16 protein-coding genes, 1 pseudogene and 1 riboswitch are annotated in these 16360 nt (G+C 71.4%); of the genes and pseudogenes, 8 read left to right on the top strand and 9 right to left on the bottom strand.

Annotated elements, in window-relative coordinates; all coding sequences use genetic code 11:
• Nucleotides 1-80: 80 nt before the first annotated feature.
• Nucleotides 81-1283, bottom strand: coding sequence for an FAD-dependent oxidoreductase (locus AB0J04_RS03370; RefSeq protein WP_363166778.1), 1203 nt, complete (start codon nucleotides 1281-1283; stop codon nucleotides 81-83).
• A gap of 115 nt (nucleotides 1284-1398) precedes the next feature.
• Nucleotides 1399-1749, bottom strand: coding sequence for a hypothetical protein (locus tag AB0J04_RS03365; protein WP_363166674.1), 351 nt, complete (start codon nucleotides 1747-1749; stop codon nucleotides 1399-1401).
• Between the two features lie 52 nt (nucleotides 1750-1801).
• Nucleotides 1802-1913, top strand: a riboswitch (TPP riboswitch).
• Here AB0J04_RS03365 and thiO point away from each other — a divergent pair.
• From thiO to AB0J04_RS03340, 5 genes are all read left to right on the top strand, one after another.
• The gene (thiO, locus tag AB0J04_RS03360) at nucleotides 1911-3086 is read left to right on the top strand and encodes a glycine oxidase ThiO (protein WP_363166673.1); all 1176 of its coding nucleotides are present in this window, start codon (nucleotides 1911-1913) and stop codon (nucleotides 3084-3086) included. (Overlaps the previous riboswitch by 3 nt.)
• Nucleotides 3083-3283 (top strand): sulfur carrier protein ThiS, encoded by a 201-nt coding sequence (thiS, locus tag AB0J04_RS03355; RefSeq protein WP_363166672.1) that lies wholly within the window; start codon nucleotides 3083-3085, stop codon nucleotides 3281-3283. Before thiO ends, thiS begins: the two co-directional genes overlap by 4 nt.
• Before the next feature lie 3 nt (nucleotides 3284-3286).
• Nucleotides 3287-4081 (top strand): thiazole synthase, encoded by a 795-nt coding sequence (locus AB0J04_RS03350; RefSeq protein WP_363166671.1) that lies wholly within the window; start codon nucleotides 3287-3289, stop codon nucleotides 4079-4081.
• Between the two features lie 229 nt (nucleotides 4082-4310).
• Entirely contained in the window at nucleotides 4311-6263 is a 1953-nt protein-coding gene (pknB, locus tag AB0J04_RS03345) for a Stk1 family PASTA domain-containing Ser/Thr kinase (RefSeq protein WP_363166670.1), read from the top strand.
• A gap of 34 nt (nucleotides 6264-6297) precedes the next feature.
• Nucleotides 6298-7176, top strand: coding sequence for a deoxyribonuclease IV (locus AB0J04_RS03340; protein ID WP_363166669.1), 879 nt, complete (start codon nucleotides 6298-6300; stop codon nucleotides 7174-7176).
• A gap of 56 nt (nucleotides 7177-7232) precedes the next feature.
• Here the strand turns inward: AB0J04_RS03340 and AB0J04_RS03335 are convergent, their stop codons facing one another.
• Complete coding sequence (locus tag AB0J04_RS03335; RefSeq protein WP_363166668.1) at nucleotides 7233-7865, bottom strand: sulfite oxidase-like oxidoreductase; 633 nt, start codon at nucleotides 7863-7865, stop codon at nucleotides 7233-7235.
• 200 nt (nucleotides 7866-8065) lie between these two features.
• Here AB0J04_RS03335 and bfr point away from each other — a divergent pair, with 200 nt between their 5' ends.
• Nucleotides 8066-8545, top strand: coding sequence for a bacterioferritin (gene bfr, locus AB0J04_RS03330; protein ID WP_363166667.1), 480 nt, complete (start codon nucleotides 8066-8068; stop codon nucleotides 8543-8545).
• Nucleotides 8546-8589: 44 nt separating this feature from the next.
• Here the strand turns inward: bfr and AB0J04_RS03325 are convergent, their stop codons facing one another.
• Together AB0J04_RS03325 and AB0J04_RS03320 are read right to left on the bottom strand one after the other, a co-directional pair.
• On the bottom strand, nucleotides 8590-8814 hold the full coding sequence (locus AB0J04_RS03325; protein ID WP_363166666.1) for a (2Fe-2S)-binding protein: 225 nt from the start codon (nucleotides 8812-8814) through the stop codon (nucleotides 8590-8592).
• 133 nt (nucleotides 8815-8947) lie between these two features.
• Complete coding sequence (locus tag AB0J04_RS03320; RefSeq protein WP_363166665.1) at nucleotides 8948-10300, bottom strand: class II 3-deoxy-7-phosphoheptulonate synthase; 1353 nt, start codon at nucleotides 10298-10300, stop codon at nucleotides 8948-8950.
• Nucleotides 10301-10419: 119 nt separating this feature from the next.
• On the opposite strand from AB0J04_RS03320, the gene AB0J04_RS03315 reads away from it, so the two are divergent.
• Complete coding sequence (locus tag AB0J04_RS03315) at nucleotides 10420-10476, top strand: trp operon leader peptide (RefSeq protein WP_078912442.1); 57 nt, start codon at nucleotides 10420-10422, stop codon at nucleotides 10474-10476.
• A 103-nt stretch (nucleotides 10477-10579) separates the two neighbouring features.
• Nucleotides 10580-12454 (top strand): anthranilate synthase family protein, encoded by a 1875-nt coding sequence (locus tag AB0J04_RS03310; RefSeq protein WP_363166664.1) that lies wholly within the window; start codon nucleotides 10580-10582, stop codon nucleotides 12452-12454.
• Nucleotides 12455-12457: 3 nt separating this feature from the next.
• Here the strand turns inward: AB0J04_RS03310 and AB0J04_RS03305 are convergent.
• The 4 genes and pseudogenes from AB0J04_RS03305 to AB0J04_RS03290 form a co-directional block, all read right to left on the bottom strand.
• Nucleotides 12458-13518, bottom strand: a pseudogene (locus tag AB0J04_RS03305) (6-phosphofructokinase).
• Nucleotides 13519-13571: 53 nt separating this feature from the next.
• Nucleotides 13572-14285, bottom strand: coding sequence for a response regulator transcription factor (locus tag AB0J04_RS03300; protein WP_363166663.1), 714 nt, complete (start codon nucleotides 14283-14285; stop codon nucleotides 13572-13574).
• On the bottom strand, nucleotides 14282-15526 hold the full coding sequence (locus AB0J04_RS03295; protein ID WP_363166662.1) for a DUF5931 domain-containing protein: 1245 nt from the start codon (nucleotides 15524-15526) through the stop codon (nucleotides 14282-14284). Before AB0J04_RS03295 ends, AB0J04_RS03300 begins: the two co-directional genes overlap by 4 nt.
• Before the next feature lie 47 nt (nucleotides 15527-15573).
• Complete coding sequence (locus AB0J04_RS03290) at nucleotides 15574-16338, bottom strand: lysophospholipid acyltransferase family protein (protein WP_363166661.1); 765 nt, start codon at nucleotides 16336-16338, stop codon at nucleotides 15574-15576.
• Nucleotides 16339-16360: the final 22 nt, after the last annotated feature.

The following is a 16360-nucleotide window of genomic DNA, read 5'->3' as shown; positions in this document are numbered from 1 at the left end:
ACAAGCCTGCCATCTGCCGCTGACAGTCGGAAGTCGGGCCGGTCCGACCAGGGCGTTCCGGCCGGGGCGGACCGGTGTGTTCAGGCCGGGGCCGTCGCCGTCTTCAGGGGCCTCGCCGGGTCCGCGAGCAGCAGCGGGTCCATGCGCGCGCCCGCCTCGATCAGCCGTCTGCCCTGGGCGAGGTCGCGCGGACGCCCCACGGCCAGCAGGGCGACCAGACGGCCCTCCCGCAGCCAGCAGACCGTCCAGGCCGGTCCGGACGGGTCGCCGCGCCACACCGCGCGGTCGGCCTCGGCATGGTGCCCGGCGTACTGGACGAAGCGGCCGAACTGCTCGGACCAGAAGTACGGGACGGGGTCGTAGACGGCCTGGGGCTCGCCGGTGCTCGCGCCGACGATGTTCGCCGCGACCGTGCGCGGCCCCTGGAGAGCGTTGTCCCAATGGTGGACGAGAAGCCGCTCGCCGTACCTTCCCGAAGGGAAGGAGGCGCAGTCGCCGACCGCGTACACGTCCGGCACGGAGGTGCGCAGACGGGCGTCGGCCACGACCTCGCGGTGCGCGCCCAGCTCGACGCCGGAGCCGGTCAGCCAGGCGGTGGCCGGGCGGGCGCCGATGCCGACCACGACGGCGCCGGCGGGCAGTCGCGAGCCGTCGTCGAGGACGACCGCGCCGGGTTCGACGCGCTCCACGCGCGTGTGGGTGCGCAGCACGGCGCCGCTGTCGGCGTACCAGGCGGCCATCGGGGCGGCGACCTCGGCGGGCAGGGCCCCGGCCAGCGGTCGGTCGGCGGCCTCGACGACGGTGACCGCGCAGCCGGCCTCGCGCGCGGCCGTGGCGAACTCCGCGCCGATCCAGCCGGCGCCGACGACCACGACGTCGTGCTGTCGGGCGAGCACGGGCCGTAGCCGTTCGGCGTCGTCCAGGGTGCGCAGCAGATGCACGCCGCGCACGCCCTCGGCGCCGGGCAGTCGGAGGGGTTCGGCGCCGGTGGCGAGCACGAGGACGTCGTACGGGACCGGGCCGCGCTCGGTGTCCAGCTCGTGGTCGGCGGGGCGCAGGCCCAGGACCTCGCGGCCGAGCTCCAGCTCGATGCCGAGGCCCTCGAAGTCGACGTCGAAGGCGGAGCCCTCGGACGTGCCGAGCAGGACGGCCTTGGACAGCGGGGGCCGGTCGTAGGGCTGGTGGGGTTCCGCGCCGATGAGCGTCACCGTGCCGTCGAAGCCCTGGTCGCGCAGGGCGACCGCGGTCTGCACGCCGGCCATGCCCGCGCCGACAACGACCACGCGCCGCGCCGCGGGCCTGCCTTCCTGCGTCTGCGTCTGCGTCTGCGTCTGCGTCTGCGTCTCGCTCACCCGATCACCATAGTCGGATCACCCTAGTCAGCTGACGCCTCGTCAGTCAGCCGTCGTGCGCTGTGACCTGCTCCACGACGCTCGTGCCGCTGCCGTCCTGCGACTCCCACTCCCAGGTCTCGTCGAGGCGCACCCGGCCGTCGGGCAGCTCCACGACGGCCGACACGCAGTGCCCCGAGGACGTCGTCCCGTCGTACTTGAGCTGTACGTAGCGGAAGTCGAGCCGGTCTCCCTCCCGGGTACCCACCAGGCGCCCCCGTACGACGTCGCCGCCCGCGTATTCGGCCCATACCGCGCCGTCCCGCTCGTGGTACGTGAAACGGGTACGGGTGCCGACCTGCCCGGGGGCCTGGTCGGCGACCGGGGCGAGGACCAGGCCGTCGAGTGACCGCGCCATGGGCGGAGGCTCCCTTACTGAGGTGTGCGGGGTCGGGCTAGGGTGGCCAACGTAGAGCACTCGCGGGAGCCCGGACGCACCGGGCTGAGAGGGAGGCTGGCGGCCTCCGACCGTACGAACCTGATCCGGGTCATGCCGGCGAAGGGAGGGGCTGGACGCCCATGTCGTCTCCACTGTCACCGTCGTCTCCACGTACGTCGGACGTCCTCGTCATCGGGGGCGGGGTCATCGGGCTGGTCACGGCCTGGCGGGCCGCGCAGCGCGGCTTCGCCACGGCGGTGGTGGACCCGGAGCCGGGCGGCGGGGCCGCCCGGGTGGCCGCCGGGATGCTGGCCGCCGTCACCGAGCTGCACCACGGCGAGCAGACCCTGCTCGGCCTCAACCTGGCCTCGGCCCGCCGGTATCCGGACTTCGTGACCGAGCTGACCGAGCTGACCGGACACGGCCTCGGCTACCGGCGCTGCGGCACGCTCGCGGTCGCGCTGGACGCCGACGACCGCGCCCACCTGCGCGAACTGCACGCCCTTCAACGGCAGTCGGGGCTGGAGTCGGAGTGGCTGTCCGGGCGGGAGTGCCGGCGCCTGGAACCGATGCTCGCGCCGGGGGTGCGCGGCGGGCTGCGGGTGGACGGCGATCACCAGATCGATCCGCGACGGCTGGCCGGGGCACTGCTGGCCGCGTGCGAGCGGGCGGGCGTGGTCTTCCACCGCGCCTGGGCCGAGCGGCTGTCCGTCGCGGGCGGACGGGCCGCGGGCGTCGTCACCCGGGACGGTACGACGCTGGAGGCGGGGCAGGTGGTGCTCGCCGGCGGCAGCCTGAGCGGGCGGCTCTCGGGGGTTCCGGAGGACGTCCTGCCCCCCGTACGGCCCGTGAAGGGTCAGGTGCTGCGGCTGACCGTGCCGCGGCCGTACGCGCCGTTCCTGAGCCGGACGGTGCGGGCCGTGGTGCGCGGCAGCCAGGTCTACCTGGTGCCGCGGGAGAACGGCGAGCTGGTCGTGGGCGCGACCAGCGAGGAGCTGGGCTGGGACACGACGGTGACGGCGGGGGGCGTGTACGAGCTGCTGCGCGACGCCCATGAGCTGGTCCCTGGGATCACCGAGCTGCCGCTCACGGAGACCCGCGCGGGGCTGCGGCCCGGGTCGCCGGACAACGCGCCGCTGCTCGGGCCGACGGAGCTTGACGGGCTGCTGCTGGCCACCGGGCACTACCGCAACGGCGTGCTGCTGACGCCGGTGACCGGTGACGCGATGGCGCATGCCCTGGCCACCGGGGAGCTGCCGGACGAGGCCCGTCCCTTCACGCCCGGGCGTTTCGCCCTCCAGGAGCAGCCCGCATGAACATCTCGGTCAACGGAGAGCGCCGGGAGGTCGCGCCCGGCACGGCTCTCGACAGCGTCGTCCGCACGCTGACCCCGGCCCCCTCCGGAGTGGCCGCCGCCCTGAACGAAACCGTCGTCCCGCGCGCGCAGTGGCCGTCGACGTCCCTCTCCGAGGGGGACCGCGTCGAGGTCCTCACCGCCGTCCAAGGAGGCTGACCCATGGCCGACGATCCCTTCGTCCTCGGAGGTACGTCCTTCTCGTCCCGGCTGATCATGGGCACGGGGGGCGCGCCCAGCCTGGAGGTGCTGGAGCGGGCGCTGGTGGCGTCCGGGACCGAGCTGACGACGGTCGCGATGCGCCGGGTCGATCCTTCGGTGCACGGGTCCGTGCTGTCGGTGCTGGAGCGGCTGGGCATCCGGGTGCTGCCGAACACGGCGGGGTGTTTCACCGCCGGGGAGGCCGTGCTGACGGCTCGGCTGGCGCGGGAGGCGCTGGGGACGTCCCTGGTCAAGCTGGAGGTCATCGCCGACGAACGGACGCTGCTGCCGGATCCGATCGAGTTGCTGGACGCGGCGGAGACGCTGGTGGACGACGGGTTCACCGTGTTGCCGTACACGAACGACGATCCGGTGCTGGCCAGGAAGCTGGAGGACGTGGGGTGCGCCGCGGTGATGCCGCTGGGGTCGCCGATCGGCTCCGGCCTGGGCATCCGCAACCCGCACAACTTCCAGCTGATCGTCGAGCACGCGCGCGTGCCGGTGATTCTCGACGCGGGGGCCGGTACGGCGTCGGATGTGGCGCTGGCGATGGAGTTGGGGTGTGCGGGGGTGATGCTGGCGTCGGCGGTGACGCGGTCGCCGGACCCCGAGCGGATGGCGTCCGCCATGCGGGCCGGGGTCGAGGCGGGGAGGTTGGCCCGCCTCGCCGGGCGGATCCCCCGCCGCTACTTCGCGCAGGCGTCCTCTCCTGCGGCGGGCCTCGCGGCGCTGGACCCCGAGCGACCCGCGTTCTGACCGCCGGTCCAGCCCCGAAAAAGCGTCTCCCACCCACGCACCACCCGTTTCCTCTCGGCCGATCCGGTCGGCCGAGAAGTGGGCGTCGCTCGTGAGGGCTCAGCCCCGTCGGCAGCCGACCCGCCATGTGCCCGCCCGCCCATGACTCGCGTCACAGCTCGGCTGCAGTCGGGGGTCGATCGTGGTGGAGGTGGGGGTCGTGTCAGTGGCTGCTCGTAGACTCGCCTGCGTGGACACGACCCTTCAGGACCCTCTGGTCGGGCAGGTGCTCGACGGCCGGTACCGCGTCGAGGCGCGGATCGCGGTCGGCGGGATGGCCACGGTCTACCGGGCCGTGGACACCCGCCTCGACCGCGTGCTCGCGCTCAAGGTGATGCACCCGGCGCTCGCCGCCGACGGGGCGTTCGTCGATCGGTTCATCCGGGAGGCGAAGTCCGTCGCCCGCCTCGCACATCCGAACGTCGTCCAGGTGTTCGATCAGGGCGCCGACGCGTCGTACGTGTATCTCGCCATGGAGTACATCGCCGGATGCACCCTGCGTGACGTGCTGCGCGAGCGCGGGGCGCTGCAGCCGCGGGCCGCGCTGGACATCCTGGAGCCGGTGCTCGCCGCGCTGGGGGCCGCGCACCGCGCCGGGTTCGTGCACCGGGACATGAAGCCCGAGAACGTGTTGATAGGGGATGACGGGCGGGTCAAGGTCGCCGACTTCGGGCTCGTGCGGTCCGTGGACACCGTGACCAGCACCACCGGGGCCGTGCTCGGCACCGTCGCCTATCTCGCTCCCGAGCAGATCGAGCAGCCCGGAGCCGCCGATCCCCGGGTGGACGTGTACGCGTGCGGGGTCGTGCTCTACGAGATGCTCACCGGCGAGAAGCCGCACGACGGCGACTCCCCCGCGATCGTGCTCTACAAGCACCTCCACGAGGACGTCCCGCCGCCGTCGGCCGCCGTCCCCGGTCTGCCGTTCGAGCTGGACGAACTGGTCGCCACCGCGACGGCCCGCACGCCCGGAGTCCGGCCGCACGACGCCGTCGCGCTGCTCGGGCAGGTGCGGGAGGCGCGCGCCCCGCTCAGCGAGGCGCAGTTGGACGCGCTGCCGCCGCAGGCCGTCTCCGCCGGGCACGACATCGCCGAGGACCGCACCAGCGTCATCCCGCGCTCGCTGACCGTGCCCCGCCCGCTGCCCGTCAACGAGGACGACCCCCTCGACCCGGCGCACGGCGACGGCTCGGTCGACCGGACCTCCCGGTTCCAGAGCCCGCCGCCCCTGCCGCCGCGGCGGCGTTCGGTGCGGCCGCCCCGGCGTGGGGTGCTCGCGCTGGTCACCGTCGTCCTGCTGGTGTTCGGTGTGGGCGCGGGCGTCTGGTACATCAACTCCGGCCAGTTCACCAAGGTCCCCGCGGTGCTGACGCAGAAGGAGGCGGAGGCCAGGAAGCGGCTGGAGGCGGCCGGACTCGAGGTCGGCAAGGTCCAGCACGAGTACAGCGACACCGCGAAGCGCGGCACGGTCATGGAGACGGACCCCGAGCCGGGCGCGAAGATCCGCAAGAACGACTCGGTGACGCTCACCGTCTCCGACGGCCCCGAGATCGTGAAGGTGCCGGATGTGAAGGGCTCCCGGCTGGACAAGGCCGAGGCGCTGCTGAAGACGGACGGCCTGGAGCCGGGGCTGGTCACCAAGGCGTTCAGCGAGGACGTCATCAAGGGCTTCGTGATCAGCACGGACCCGGAGGCGGGCTCGCAGCGGCGCGCGGGCACGGCGGTCGCGATCGTCGTCAGCAAGGGCAGCCCGGTCGACGTCCCGGACGTCACCGGGGAGACTCTGGCCGACGCCAGGGCCGAGCTGCAGGAGGCCGGCCTGAAGGTGAAGGTCGCCGCCGCGGCGGTCAACTCCGAGTTCGACAAGGGGCAGGTCGCGGCGCAGACCCCGGGGGCCGACAGCCAGGCCGCCGACGGCGACACGGTGACGCTGACGCTGTCCAAGGGGCCGGTGCTGGTCGAGGTCCCGGACGTGGTCGGTGCGAGCGTCGACGACGCCACCTCGCTCCTGGAGCAGTCCGGGTTCAAGGTCAAGGAGGACCGCGGGCTGCTCGGGCTCTTCGGCGACAGCGTCAAGAAGCAGTCCGTGGAGGCCGGCGAGATGGCGCCCAAGGGGTCGACGATCACCATCACCATCCGGTGACCGGCGGGGCGGCAGGGCATGACACCCTGACCGGGTGAGTCCTCGATCCCCCTTCCCCTCCCGCAACCCCGTCGGCGGTCATGTCCCCGTGGCCGGCGGTCTGCACGACGTGGGCATGCCGTACGCGCACGATCTCAGGGCCGAGACGGTCCAGGTGTTCGTCGCCAACCCGCGCGGCTGGGCGACGCCCGTCGGGAACCCGCGACAGGACGAGGCGTTCCGCGAGGCGTGCGCGGCTCAGGCGGTCCCGGCGTATGTGCATGCGCCCTACCTGATCAACTTCGGCTCGCACACCGAGGCGACGGCCGAGAAGTCGGCGGAGTCGATGCGGCACTCGCTGCGCCGCGGGCGGGAGATCGGCGCGCTGGGCGTGGTCGTCCACACCGGGAGCGCGACGGGCGGGCGGGACCGGTCGGTGGCGCTGAAGCAGGTGCGCGAGTACCTGTTGCCGCTGCTGGACGAGCTGACCCACGACGACGACCCGTTCCTGCTGCTGGAGTCGACGGCCGGCCAGGGCGCCTCGCTCTGCTCCCGGACCTGGGACTTCGGACCGTACTTCGAGGCGCTGGACGCCCATCCCAAACTCGGCGTCTGCCTCGACACCTGTCACATCTTCGCGGCCGGACACGACCTGACCGGCCCGACCGGGATGCACCAGACCCTCGATCTGCTGGTGGACACGGTCGGCGAGGGCCGGCTGAAACTGATCCACGCCAACGACTCCAAGGACGTGGTCGGCGCCCACAAGGACCGGCACGAGAACATCGGCGCCGGCCACATCGGCGAGGACCCGTTCCGGGCGCTGATGACCCACCCCGCGACCGAGGGCGTACCGCTGATCATCGAGACGCCCGGCGGCAAGGAGGGACACGCGGCGGACGTGGAGCGGCTGAAGAAGCTCCGCGACGGCTGACCGGCTGACGGCTGACGGCTGACGGCTGACGCCGAGACCTGGCGGCCGTGCGTCGGTCAGAGCTCGGGGCCGTCGCCCGGTCCCTCCTGGTAGGAGTACCGCTGTTCCTTCCAGGGGTCGCCGATGTTGTGATAGCCGCGCTCCTCCCAGAAGCCGCGGCGGTCGGCGGTCATGTACTCGATGCCGCGCACCCACTTGGGGCCCTTCCAGGCATAGAGGTGCGGGACGACCAGGCGGAGCGGAAAGCCGTGTTCGGCCGTGAGCAGCTCGCCGTCCTTGTGGGTGGCGAAAATCGTGCGCTCGGCGGCGAAGTCGGCGAGGCGCAGGTTGGAGCTGAAGCCGTACTCGGCCCACACCATCACATGGGTGACGTGCGGCGCGGGCGGCGCGATCTCCAGGATCGTCCGGGCCGGGATGCCGCCCCACTCGGCGCCGAGCATGCTGAACTTCGTCACGCAGTGCAGATCGACCATGACGGAGGCGTACGGAAGCGCCGTGAACTCCTCGTGGTTCCAGGAGCTCTTCTCACCGTCGGCGGTGGCGCCGAAGACCCTGAAGTCCCAGCGCTCAGGCCGGAACTTGGGCACCGGACCGTAGTGGGTGACGGGCCAGCCGCGCTGTAGTCGCTGCCCCGGCGGAAGCTCTGTCACCGCTTCTTCCCCAGATTCACGCTCCACCGGCTGACCCATGACTCCATCCTGACAGACCTGCGACAGTGCACATGACCAGCCATGACCGCCCATATCCAGAATCGGGCAACTACTACTAAGCATGCACTAACTTACTAAGTACGCACTTACTGGACGATCTTCGGCACCGGTGAAATCATGCGGCGGAACCCTCCCCGAATTCCCCACTCCGAATTCCCCATGCGGAAGGAGCCTCTGCGATGCAGGGCGACCCCGAGGTCATCGAGTTCCTCAACGAGCAGCTCACCGGTGAGCTGACCGCGATCAACCAGTACTTCCTCCACGCCAAGATGCAGGAGAACTTCGGCTGGACGAAGCTCGCGAAGTACACCCGGCACGAGTCGTTCGACGAGATGAAGCACGCCGAGGTGCTCACCGACCGCATTCTGTTCCTGGAGGGGCTGCCGAACTACCAGCGGCTGTTCCATGTGCGCATCGGCCAGACGGTCAAGGAGATGTTCGAGGCCGACCGGAAAATCGAGGTCGAGGCGATCGACCGTCTGAAGCGCGGCATCAAGGTGATGCGCGAAAAGGGCGATGTGACGTCCGCGAACATCTTCGAGTCGATCCTCGAGGACGAGGAGCATCACATCGACTACCTGGACACACAGCTGGAGCTGGTGGAGAAGCTCGGCGAGGCGCTGTACATCGCCCAGCTGATCGAGCAGCCGGAGAGCTGAGCCCCGGGCGGCCGCAGGCTGGGCCGTACAGGTCCTAGGCGGTCCTAGGCGGCTTCCTCCAGCTCGGTGAGGACCGGCCGACCCTGGTCGGCCAGCTCACGGCGCGGGCATGCGCCCCGGCCGAGGATGGCCTGAATGCGACGTACGCACGAGCCGCAGTCCGTTCCGGCCTTGCAGGCCGAGGCGATCTGGCGGGGCGTGCAGGCTCCGTCGTCCACATGCTTCTGGACCTGCGCTTCAGTCACTCCGAAGCAGCTGCAGACGTACACGCGGACTCACCTCCCGCCGAGATCGATAAGGCTAACCTAACCTTACCCGGAGCCCGGCGAGCGTAAAAGTGCGGTGGGGCGCGGATCGTATGTGATCCGCGCCCCACCGCACAGGTACGTAAGAGGCCAGGAGCTACTGGTCCCTGTACATCTCGGCCACGAGGAACGCCAGGTCCAGGGACTGGCTGCGGTTCAGCCGCGGGTCGCAGGCGGTCTCGTAGCGCTGGTGGAGGTCGTCGACGAAGATCTCGTCGCCGCCGCCGACGCACTCGGTGACGTCGTCGCCGGTCAGCTCGACGTGGATGCCGCCCGGGTGGGTGCCGAGGCCCTTGTGGACCTCGAAGAAGCCCTTGACCTCGTCGAGCACGTCGTCGAACCGGCGGGTCTTGTGACCCGAGGCCGCCTCGTAGGTGTTGCCGTGCATCGGGTCGGTGATCCAGGCGACGGTCGCACCCGAGGCGCTGACCTTCTCGACCAGCTCGGGCAGCTTGTCGCGGACCTTGTCGGCGCCCATACGGACGATGAAGGTCAGCCGGCCGGGCTCACGGTCGGGGTCGAGACGCTCGATGTACTGCAGCGCCTCCTCGGCCGTGGTCGTCGGGCCGAGCTTGATGCCGATCGGATTGCGGATCTTCGAGGCGAACTCGATGTGCGCGTGGTCCAGCTGCCGGGTGCGCTCGCCGATCCACACCATGTGCGCGGAGACGTCGTACAGCCGGCCGGTGCGGGAGTCGACGCGGGTGAGCGCCGACTCGTAGTCGAGCAGCAGCGCCTCGTGCGAGGAGTAGAACTCGACCGTCTTGAACTCCTCCGGGTCGGCCCCGCAGGCGTGCATGAAGTTCAGTGCCTGGTCGATCTCACGCGCGAGCTGCTCGTAGCGCTGCCCGGACGGGGACGACTTCACGAAGTCCTGGTTCCAGGCGTGCACCTGGCGCAGGTCGGCGTAACCGCCGGTGGTGAAGGCGCGCACCAGGTTGAGCGTGGAGGCGGACGCGTTGTACATCCGCTTCAGCCGCTCGGGGTCCGGGATACGGGCCGCCTCGTTGAAGTCGAAGCCGTTGACCGAGTCGCCCCGGTACGTCGGCAGCGTCACGCCGTCCCGGGTCTCGGTGCCCTTGGAGCGCGGCTTGGAGTACTGGCCGGCGATCCGGCCGACCTTGACGACCGGCACGGAGGCCGCGTACGTCAGCACCGCGCCCATCTGGAGCAGCGTCTTCAGCTTGTTGCGGATGTGGTCGGCGGACACCGCGTCGAAGGCCTCGGCGCAGTCGCCGCCCTGGAGGAGGAACGCCTCTCCCTTGGCGACGGCCGCCATCCGGGCGCGCAGCTGGTCGCACTCGCCCGCGAAGACGAGCGGCGGATACGACTCGAGGTCCGCGATCACTGCGCGCAGAGCCTCGGTGTCGGGGTACTCGGGCTGCTGCGCCGCGGGCAGGTCTCGCCAGGTGTTGCCAGCGCTCGCGCTGGTCTTAGCGTTCACGGTCACGCCCTCAACATTACGGGGTCGTGTCGAGTCGTTTTCGCACCGGCTCGACAGGTGAGACGGAGTGCCGCTCAGGTGCGCACGCGATCGCGGGAGATCACCTGTGGGGTAGGGTGCGTCGCATGTTCGCGCTTTCGACCCAGAACTGGTGGTGGACCGCTCATCCGGCGGCCCACTGACTGCGCGTACGCAAGACTTCGCGAAGGCCGCCCGAGGGGCGGCCTTCGGTGTTTCCGGGGCCGTTCCCTCTCCGTCGACGAGATCGAGAAGGAACCGAACCCGATGAACCTGCCGGACCTGCTGCACGACCCCCGCCCCTTCGCCCTGCTCCGCCGCCGCACCCCCGGCCACGACGAGCAGAGCGTCGAACTGCTCCTCGGCCCGGTCGCCTCCTACGACCGCCTCGCCGACCTCCCCGACGAGGGCCTCGCGCTCGTCCCGTTCCGCCAGATCCGCGAGCGCGGCTTCGACGTCCGCGACGACGGGACGCCGCTCTCGGTGCTGACGCCCGAGGAGACGTACGAGATCCCGCTGGCCGAAGCGCTGGCCCAGCTCCCCTCCCACGACGTCCAGGTCCGTTCCGGCGCCTTCGACGTCGACGACGAGGAGTACGGCGAGATCGTCGGGCGGGTGCTGCGGGACGAGATCGGGCGGGGCGAGGGCGCCAACTTCGTGATCCGGCGGACGTACGAGGGGGAGATCCCGGGGTTCTCGCGGGGGGACGCCCTCGCGCTCTTCCGGCGGCTCCTCGAAGGCGAGCGCGGCGCCTACTGGACGTTCGTCGTGCACACCGGGGACCGGACGCTGGTCGGGGCCAGCCCCGAGGTGCATGTGCGGATGTCCGGCGGCACGGTCGTCATGAACCCGATCAGCGGGACCTACCGCTATCCGGCCGAGGGCCCGACCCCGGAGCACCTGCTGGACTTCCTCGCCGACGGCAAGGAGATCGAGGAGCTGTCGATGGTCGTCGACGAGGAGCTCAAGATGATGTGCACCGTCGGCGACATGGGCGGGGTGGTGATCGGCCCCCGGCTGAAGGAGATGGCGCATCTCGCGCACACGGAGTACGAGCTGCGCGGCAGGTCCTCGCTGGATGTGCGGGAGGTCCTGAAGGAGACCATGTTCGCGGCGACCGTCACCGGCTCGCCCGTGCAGAACGCCTGCCGGGTCATCGAGCGGTACGAGCCCCTCGGGCGGGACGGTGTCGGACGCGGTTACTACGCGGGCGCGCTGGCGTTGCTCGGCCGGGACTCCGGAGGCGCCCAGACCCTCGACTCCCCCATCCTCATCCGCACCGCCGACATCGACGCGGCCGGGCGGCTGCGGGTGCCGGTCGGAGCCACGCTCGTCCGCGGTTCGGATCCGGCGGGCGAGGTCGCGGAGACGCACGCGAAGGCGGCGGGTGTGCTGGCCGCCCTGGGCGTACGGCCGTCCCGCCCGCGCGCGGAGCACACGCGCGTGCGTCTCGCCGACGACCCACGCGTGCGTGCCGCCCTCGACGGGCGGCGCGCCTCGCTCGCACCGTTCTGGCTGCGGATGCAGGAGCGGACGGAGGAACTGTCCGGGCACGCGCTCGTCGTCGACGGCGAGGACACCTTCACGGCGATGCTCGGGCACATGCTGCGGTCGAGTGGCCTGGAGGTGAGCGTCCGGCGGTACGACGAGCCCGGGCTGCGGGCGGCGGTGCTCGGGCACGAGGGGCCGGTCGTGCTGGGGCCCGGTCCCGGTGACCCGTCCGACCTGGCCGATCCGAAGATGCGGTTCCTGCGGGAGCTGACCGCCCGGGTGCTGCGGGAGCACCGGCACGGCATCCTCGGCGTCTGCCTCGGGCACGAGCTGATCGCGGCGGAGCTGGGGCTGGACATCGTCCGCAAGGAGGTGCCGTATCAGGGGGCGCAGACGACCGTGGACCTGTTCGGGCGGGCGGAGACCGTCGGGTTCTACAACAGCTTCGTGGCGCGGTGCGACGACGAGGCGGCGCGGGAACTGGCCGCGCACGGGGTGGAGGTGAGCCGGGCCGCGAACGGGGAGCTGCACGCCCTGCGCGGGCCCGGGTTCGAGGGTGTGCAGTTCCATCCGGAGTCGGTGCTGACGCTGAACGGGGCGGCGATCGTGCGGGAGTCGGTGGGCCGGGTACGGCACACGAGCACCTTGTAGCCGTCAGCCGAAGAACACCCCGACCTCCGCGTACAGCGTCGGGTCCACCGTCTTCAGCCGTGCCGTCGCCTCGGCGATCGGTACGCGGACGATGTCCGTGCCGCGCAGGGCGACCATCTTGCCGAAGTCGCCCTCGTGGACGGCGTCGACGGCGTGCAGGCCGATGGGGGTGCCCCCACGCCCTTCAGGCAGTGGGGGAGGGTGGCGAGCCATCGGTCGAAGGCGCTCGGGGTGCCGCCACGCTGGACGTGGCCGAGAACCGTCGTACGGGCCTCCTGTCCGGTCCGTCGCTCGATCTCCTTGGCGAGCCACTCGCCGACGCCGGACAGCCGGACGTGTCCGAAGGGGTCCAGCGACCCGTCCTTCAGCACCACGTCGCCGTCCTTGGGCATCGCGCCCTCGGCGACGACCACGATCGGCGCGTACGAGGACCGGAAGCCGGAGGTCACCCAGCCGCACACCTGCTCGACGTCGAAGCGCTGCTCGGGGATGAGGATGACGTTGGCGCCGCCCGCCAGGCCCGAGTGGAGGGCGATCCAGCCGGCGTGCCGGCCCATCACCTCGACGACCAGGACCCGCATATGGGACTCGGCGGTGGTGTGCAGCCGGTCGATGGCCTCGGTCGCGATGCCGACGGCGGTGTCGAAGCCGAAGGTGTAGTCGGTGGCGGACAGGTCGTTGTCGATGGTCTTCGGGACGCCGACGCAGGGCACCGCGTACTCGTCCCAGAGCCGGGCGGCGACGCCGAGAGTGTCCTCGCCGCAGATGGTGACGAGCGCCTCGATCCGCTGCTCGGCGAGGGTCTCCTCGATACGGCGGATGCCGTCCTCCTCCTTGAGGGGGTTGGTCCGCGAGGAGCCGAGGATCGTGCCGCCGCGGGGCAGGATGCCGCGCACGGCGGGGATGTCGAGACGGACCGACCTCTTGTGGAGGAGCCCCCGCCAGCCGTCCCGGAAGCCGACGAACTCATGGCCGTACTCCTGGACGCCCTTGCGGACGACCGCCCGGATGACGGCGTTGAGGCCGGGGCAGTCCCCGCCTCCGGTCAGTACTCCTACGCGCATGGAAGTGTCCCCTCGCCGCGGTTGTCCGACGAAGAGTCAGTTTTGCGCGCCCTTCACTCGTCGTCGAGGCCGCGCTCTATCGCGTACCGGACGAGCTCCACCCGGTTGTGCAACTGAAGTTTGCCGAGGGTGTTCTGGACGTGGTTCTGGACCGTGCGGTGGGAGATGACGAGGCGTTCGGCGATCTGCTTGTAGCTCAGGCCCTTGGCGACCAGGCGCAGCACCTCGGTCTCCCGGTCGGTCAGCCGCGGCGCGTTCGGCTCGTCGCCGCCGGCGGCGGGGCCGGGGTCGGAGGCCAGCCGACGGTACTCGCCCAGCACCAGCCCGGCCAGGCCCGGGGTGAACACCGGGTCGCCGACGGCCGTGCGGCGCACCGCGTCCAGCAGTTCCTCGGTGGACGCCGACTTCAGCAGGTAGCCGGTCGCGCCGGACTTCACCGCCTCCAGCACATCGGCGTGCTCGCCGCTCGCCGACAGCACGAGGACCCGCAGCGCCGGGTTCGCGGCGACGACCTCCTTGCACACCTGCACGCCCGGCTTGGCGGGCAGGTTCAGGTCCAGCACCAGCACGTCGGGCGTGGTGGCCTTGGCGCGGCGCACGGCCTGCTCGCCGTCGCCGGCGGTGGCGACGACGTCGAAGCCGGACTCCGCGAGATCCCGGGCGACCGCCTCGCGCCACATGGGGTGGTCGTCGACCACCATGACCTTGATCGGTCCCTGTTCCCGGTTCGGTTCCCGGTTCGGTTCCCGGTTCGGTTCCTGGCTCATCGCCGTCCCGCCTTCCCCCGCTTCACGTTCTTCTCCTTCGGCGCCTTCGGCACCGTCAGTTCGACCTCCGTGCCCTGCCCCGGGGTCGAGATCAGCTCGGCGCTCCCGCCGAGATCGCGCAGCCGGCCGCGGATCGACTGGGCGACCCCGAGCCGCCCCTCGCCCTCGGCCTGCGCGAGCCGCCCTTCCGGGATGCCGGGACCGTCGTCCCGCACGGTGACGATCACCGTGTCGGGCTCGTCCTCGACCAGGATCCAGGCCCGGGCGTCCTCCCCCGCGTGTCTGCGGACGTTGTCCAGGGCGGCCCCGACCGCCGAGGCCAGCTCCCGCGCGGCGGGCCCGGGCAGCAGGACCGGGGCGCCGGGGTCGGCGAGGTTGACGCGGGCGGCGGCGAAGGGGGCGAGCAGCGCGCGCAGATCGAGCGGACCGCTCTCCTGTGACGGCTGCGGCTCTTCGTCCACCGCGTAGACGACGGCGCCGTCGGCCGCGTCCTGCGACACCCGGGAGATCGGCACAAGGCCGCCGGAGACCAGTGTGCGCAGCGCGACCTCCTGCTCGCCCGCCATCCGGCCCAGCTCGGCCGCCTCGCCGCCGATCACCGCGCCGCGCCGTTGCACCATGGCCAGCACCTGGAGCACGCTGTCGTGGATGTCACGGGCGAGCCGCTCCCGTTCCCGGGTCGCCGCCTCGATCTCCAGGGCGCGGGCGAGCGTGCGCTCGGAGGCGCGGGCGACCTCGACGACATAGCCGATGGCGATGGAGGCCACCCAGACGAGGATCACGTTGTGGACGGTGTCGCGGGCCGGGGTGCCACGCTCGACCAGGTTGGTCACGGCGACCGCGGAGGAGGCGAAGGCCGCCCAGCGCCAGCCGCCCTTGATGGCGAACGCCAGGACGGAGCCGGCCGTCCATATCGACGGCAGCGTCGGACCGCCCGACTGGATGCGTTCTTGGGTGTCGGCGACGGTCGTGAGCATGATGCCGGTGAGCGCGACGGTGAGGTCCGCGGCGAGGAAGCGCTTGGTGCAACTGGCCGCGTTCGCGACCTTGGGCAGGGTGGCGACCGTCCACACGAACAGGACGCAGTAGTAGGCGACGGCGACCCAGGGGCGCTCGAACCCGTCGTAGGCGGTGGCGAAGAACCCCACCGCGTAGAGCATGGTGAGCACCCGGTAGCCGGCGAGCGCACGCCACAGCGGCAGCTCGACCGACATGGTCATGACTCTCTCGCGTCTGGCCATCTGGACCCCGTCCCCCGTCTCCCCCGAGCCCGCCCCCGGACTGCCGACTACTTCTCTTGCCCTCTGTCTTTGTTGGCCTGGTCCTTCTCGGCCTGAGCGAGGGCCGCCTTCGCGGCCTTCTCCGCTTCCTTGTCGGCCTTCGCCGCCTCCGCGATCTGCCGCTTGGCGGCGGTCGCGTATATGTCGACGTACTCCTGACCGGACAGCTTCATGATCTCGTACATGACCTCGTCGGTCAGCGCGCGCAGTACGAAGCGGTCGTGGTCCATGCCCTGGTAGCGGCTGAAGTCCAGCGGTCTGCCGATCCGGATGCCGGGCCGCATGACCTTGGGGAGGACCTTCCCCGGCGGCTGGATCTTCTCGGTGTCGATCATGGCGACCGGGATCACGGGCGCGCCGGTGGCTAGCGCCACGCGCGCGAGGCCGCCCGGCTTGCCGCGGTAGAGCCGGCCGTCGGGCGAGCGCGTGCCCTCCGGGTAGATGCCGAACAGCTCGCCGTTCTCCAACACCTCGACGCCGCTCCTGATGGCGGCCTCGCCGGCGCCGCGGCCGCCGGAACGATCCACCGGGAGCTGGCCGACGCCCCGGAAGAACGCGGCCGTCAGCCGGCCCTTCACACCGGGCGTGGTGAAGTACTCGGCTTTCGCGATGAAGGTGACCTTGCGGTCGAGGACCGCTGGCAGGAAGAACGAGTCGGAGAAGGACAGGTGGTTGCTCGCCAGGATCGCGGGGCCCTCGGCGGGAATGTTCTCGAGGCCTTCCACCCAGGGCCTGAAGGTGACCTTCAGCGGTCCCCCGATAGCGACCTTCATCGCGCCGTACAACAAGCGAGTG

It is taken from the genome of Streptomyces sp. NPDC050263 (assembly GCF_040655955.1).
In the GTDB taxonomy this organism is placed as follows: Bacteria; Actinomycetota; Actinomycetes; order Streptomycetales; family Streptomycetaceae; genus Streptomyces.
This window is presented reverse-complemented; position numbering and strand designations above follow the sequence as displayed.

Coding starts and splice junctions, on each gene's coding strand:
- AB0J04_RS03365 (WP_363166674.1), bottom strand. CDS start 1,749: ATGGCGCGGTCACTCGACGGCCTGGTCCTCGCCCCGGTCGCCGACCAG.
- thiO (WP_363166673.1), top strand. CDS start 1,911: ATGTCGTCTCCACTGTCACCGTCGTCTCCACGTACGTCGGACGTCCTC.
- thiS (WP_363166672.1), top strand. CDS start 3,083: ATGAACATCTCGGTCAACGGAGAGCGCCGGGAGGTCGCGCCCGGCACG.
- AB0J04_RS03350 (WP_363166671.1), top strand. CDS start 3,287: ATGGCCGACGATCCCTTCGTCCTCGGAGGTACGTCCTTCTCGTCCCGG.
- AB0J04_RS03335 (WP_363166668.1), bottom strand. CDS start 7,865: ATGGGTCAGCCGGTGGAGCGTGAATCTGGGGAAGAAGCGGTGACAGAG.
- bfr (WP_363166667.1), top strand. CDS start 8,066: ATGCAGGGCGACCCCGAGGTCATCGAGTTCCTCAACGAGCAGCTCACC.
- AB0J04_RS03310 (WP_363166664.1), top strand. CDS start 10,580: ATGAACCTGCCGGACCTGCTGCACGACCCCCGCCCCTTCGCCCTGCTC.
- AB0J04_RS03300 (WP_363166663.1), bottom strand. CDS start 14,285: ATGAGCCAGGAACCGAACCGGGAACCGAACCGGGAACCGAACCGGGAA.
- AB0J04_RS03295 (WP_363166662.1), bottom strand. CDS start 15,526: ATGGCCAGACGCGAGAGAGTCATGACCATGTCGGTCGAGCTGCCGCTG.
- AB0J04_RS03290 (WP_363166661.1), bottom strand. CDS start 16,338: ATGAAGGTCGCTATCGGGGGACCGCTGAAGGTCACCTTCAGGCCCTGG.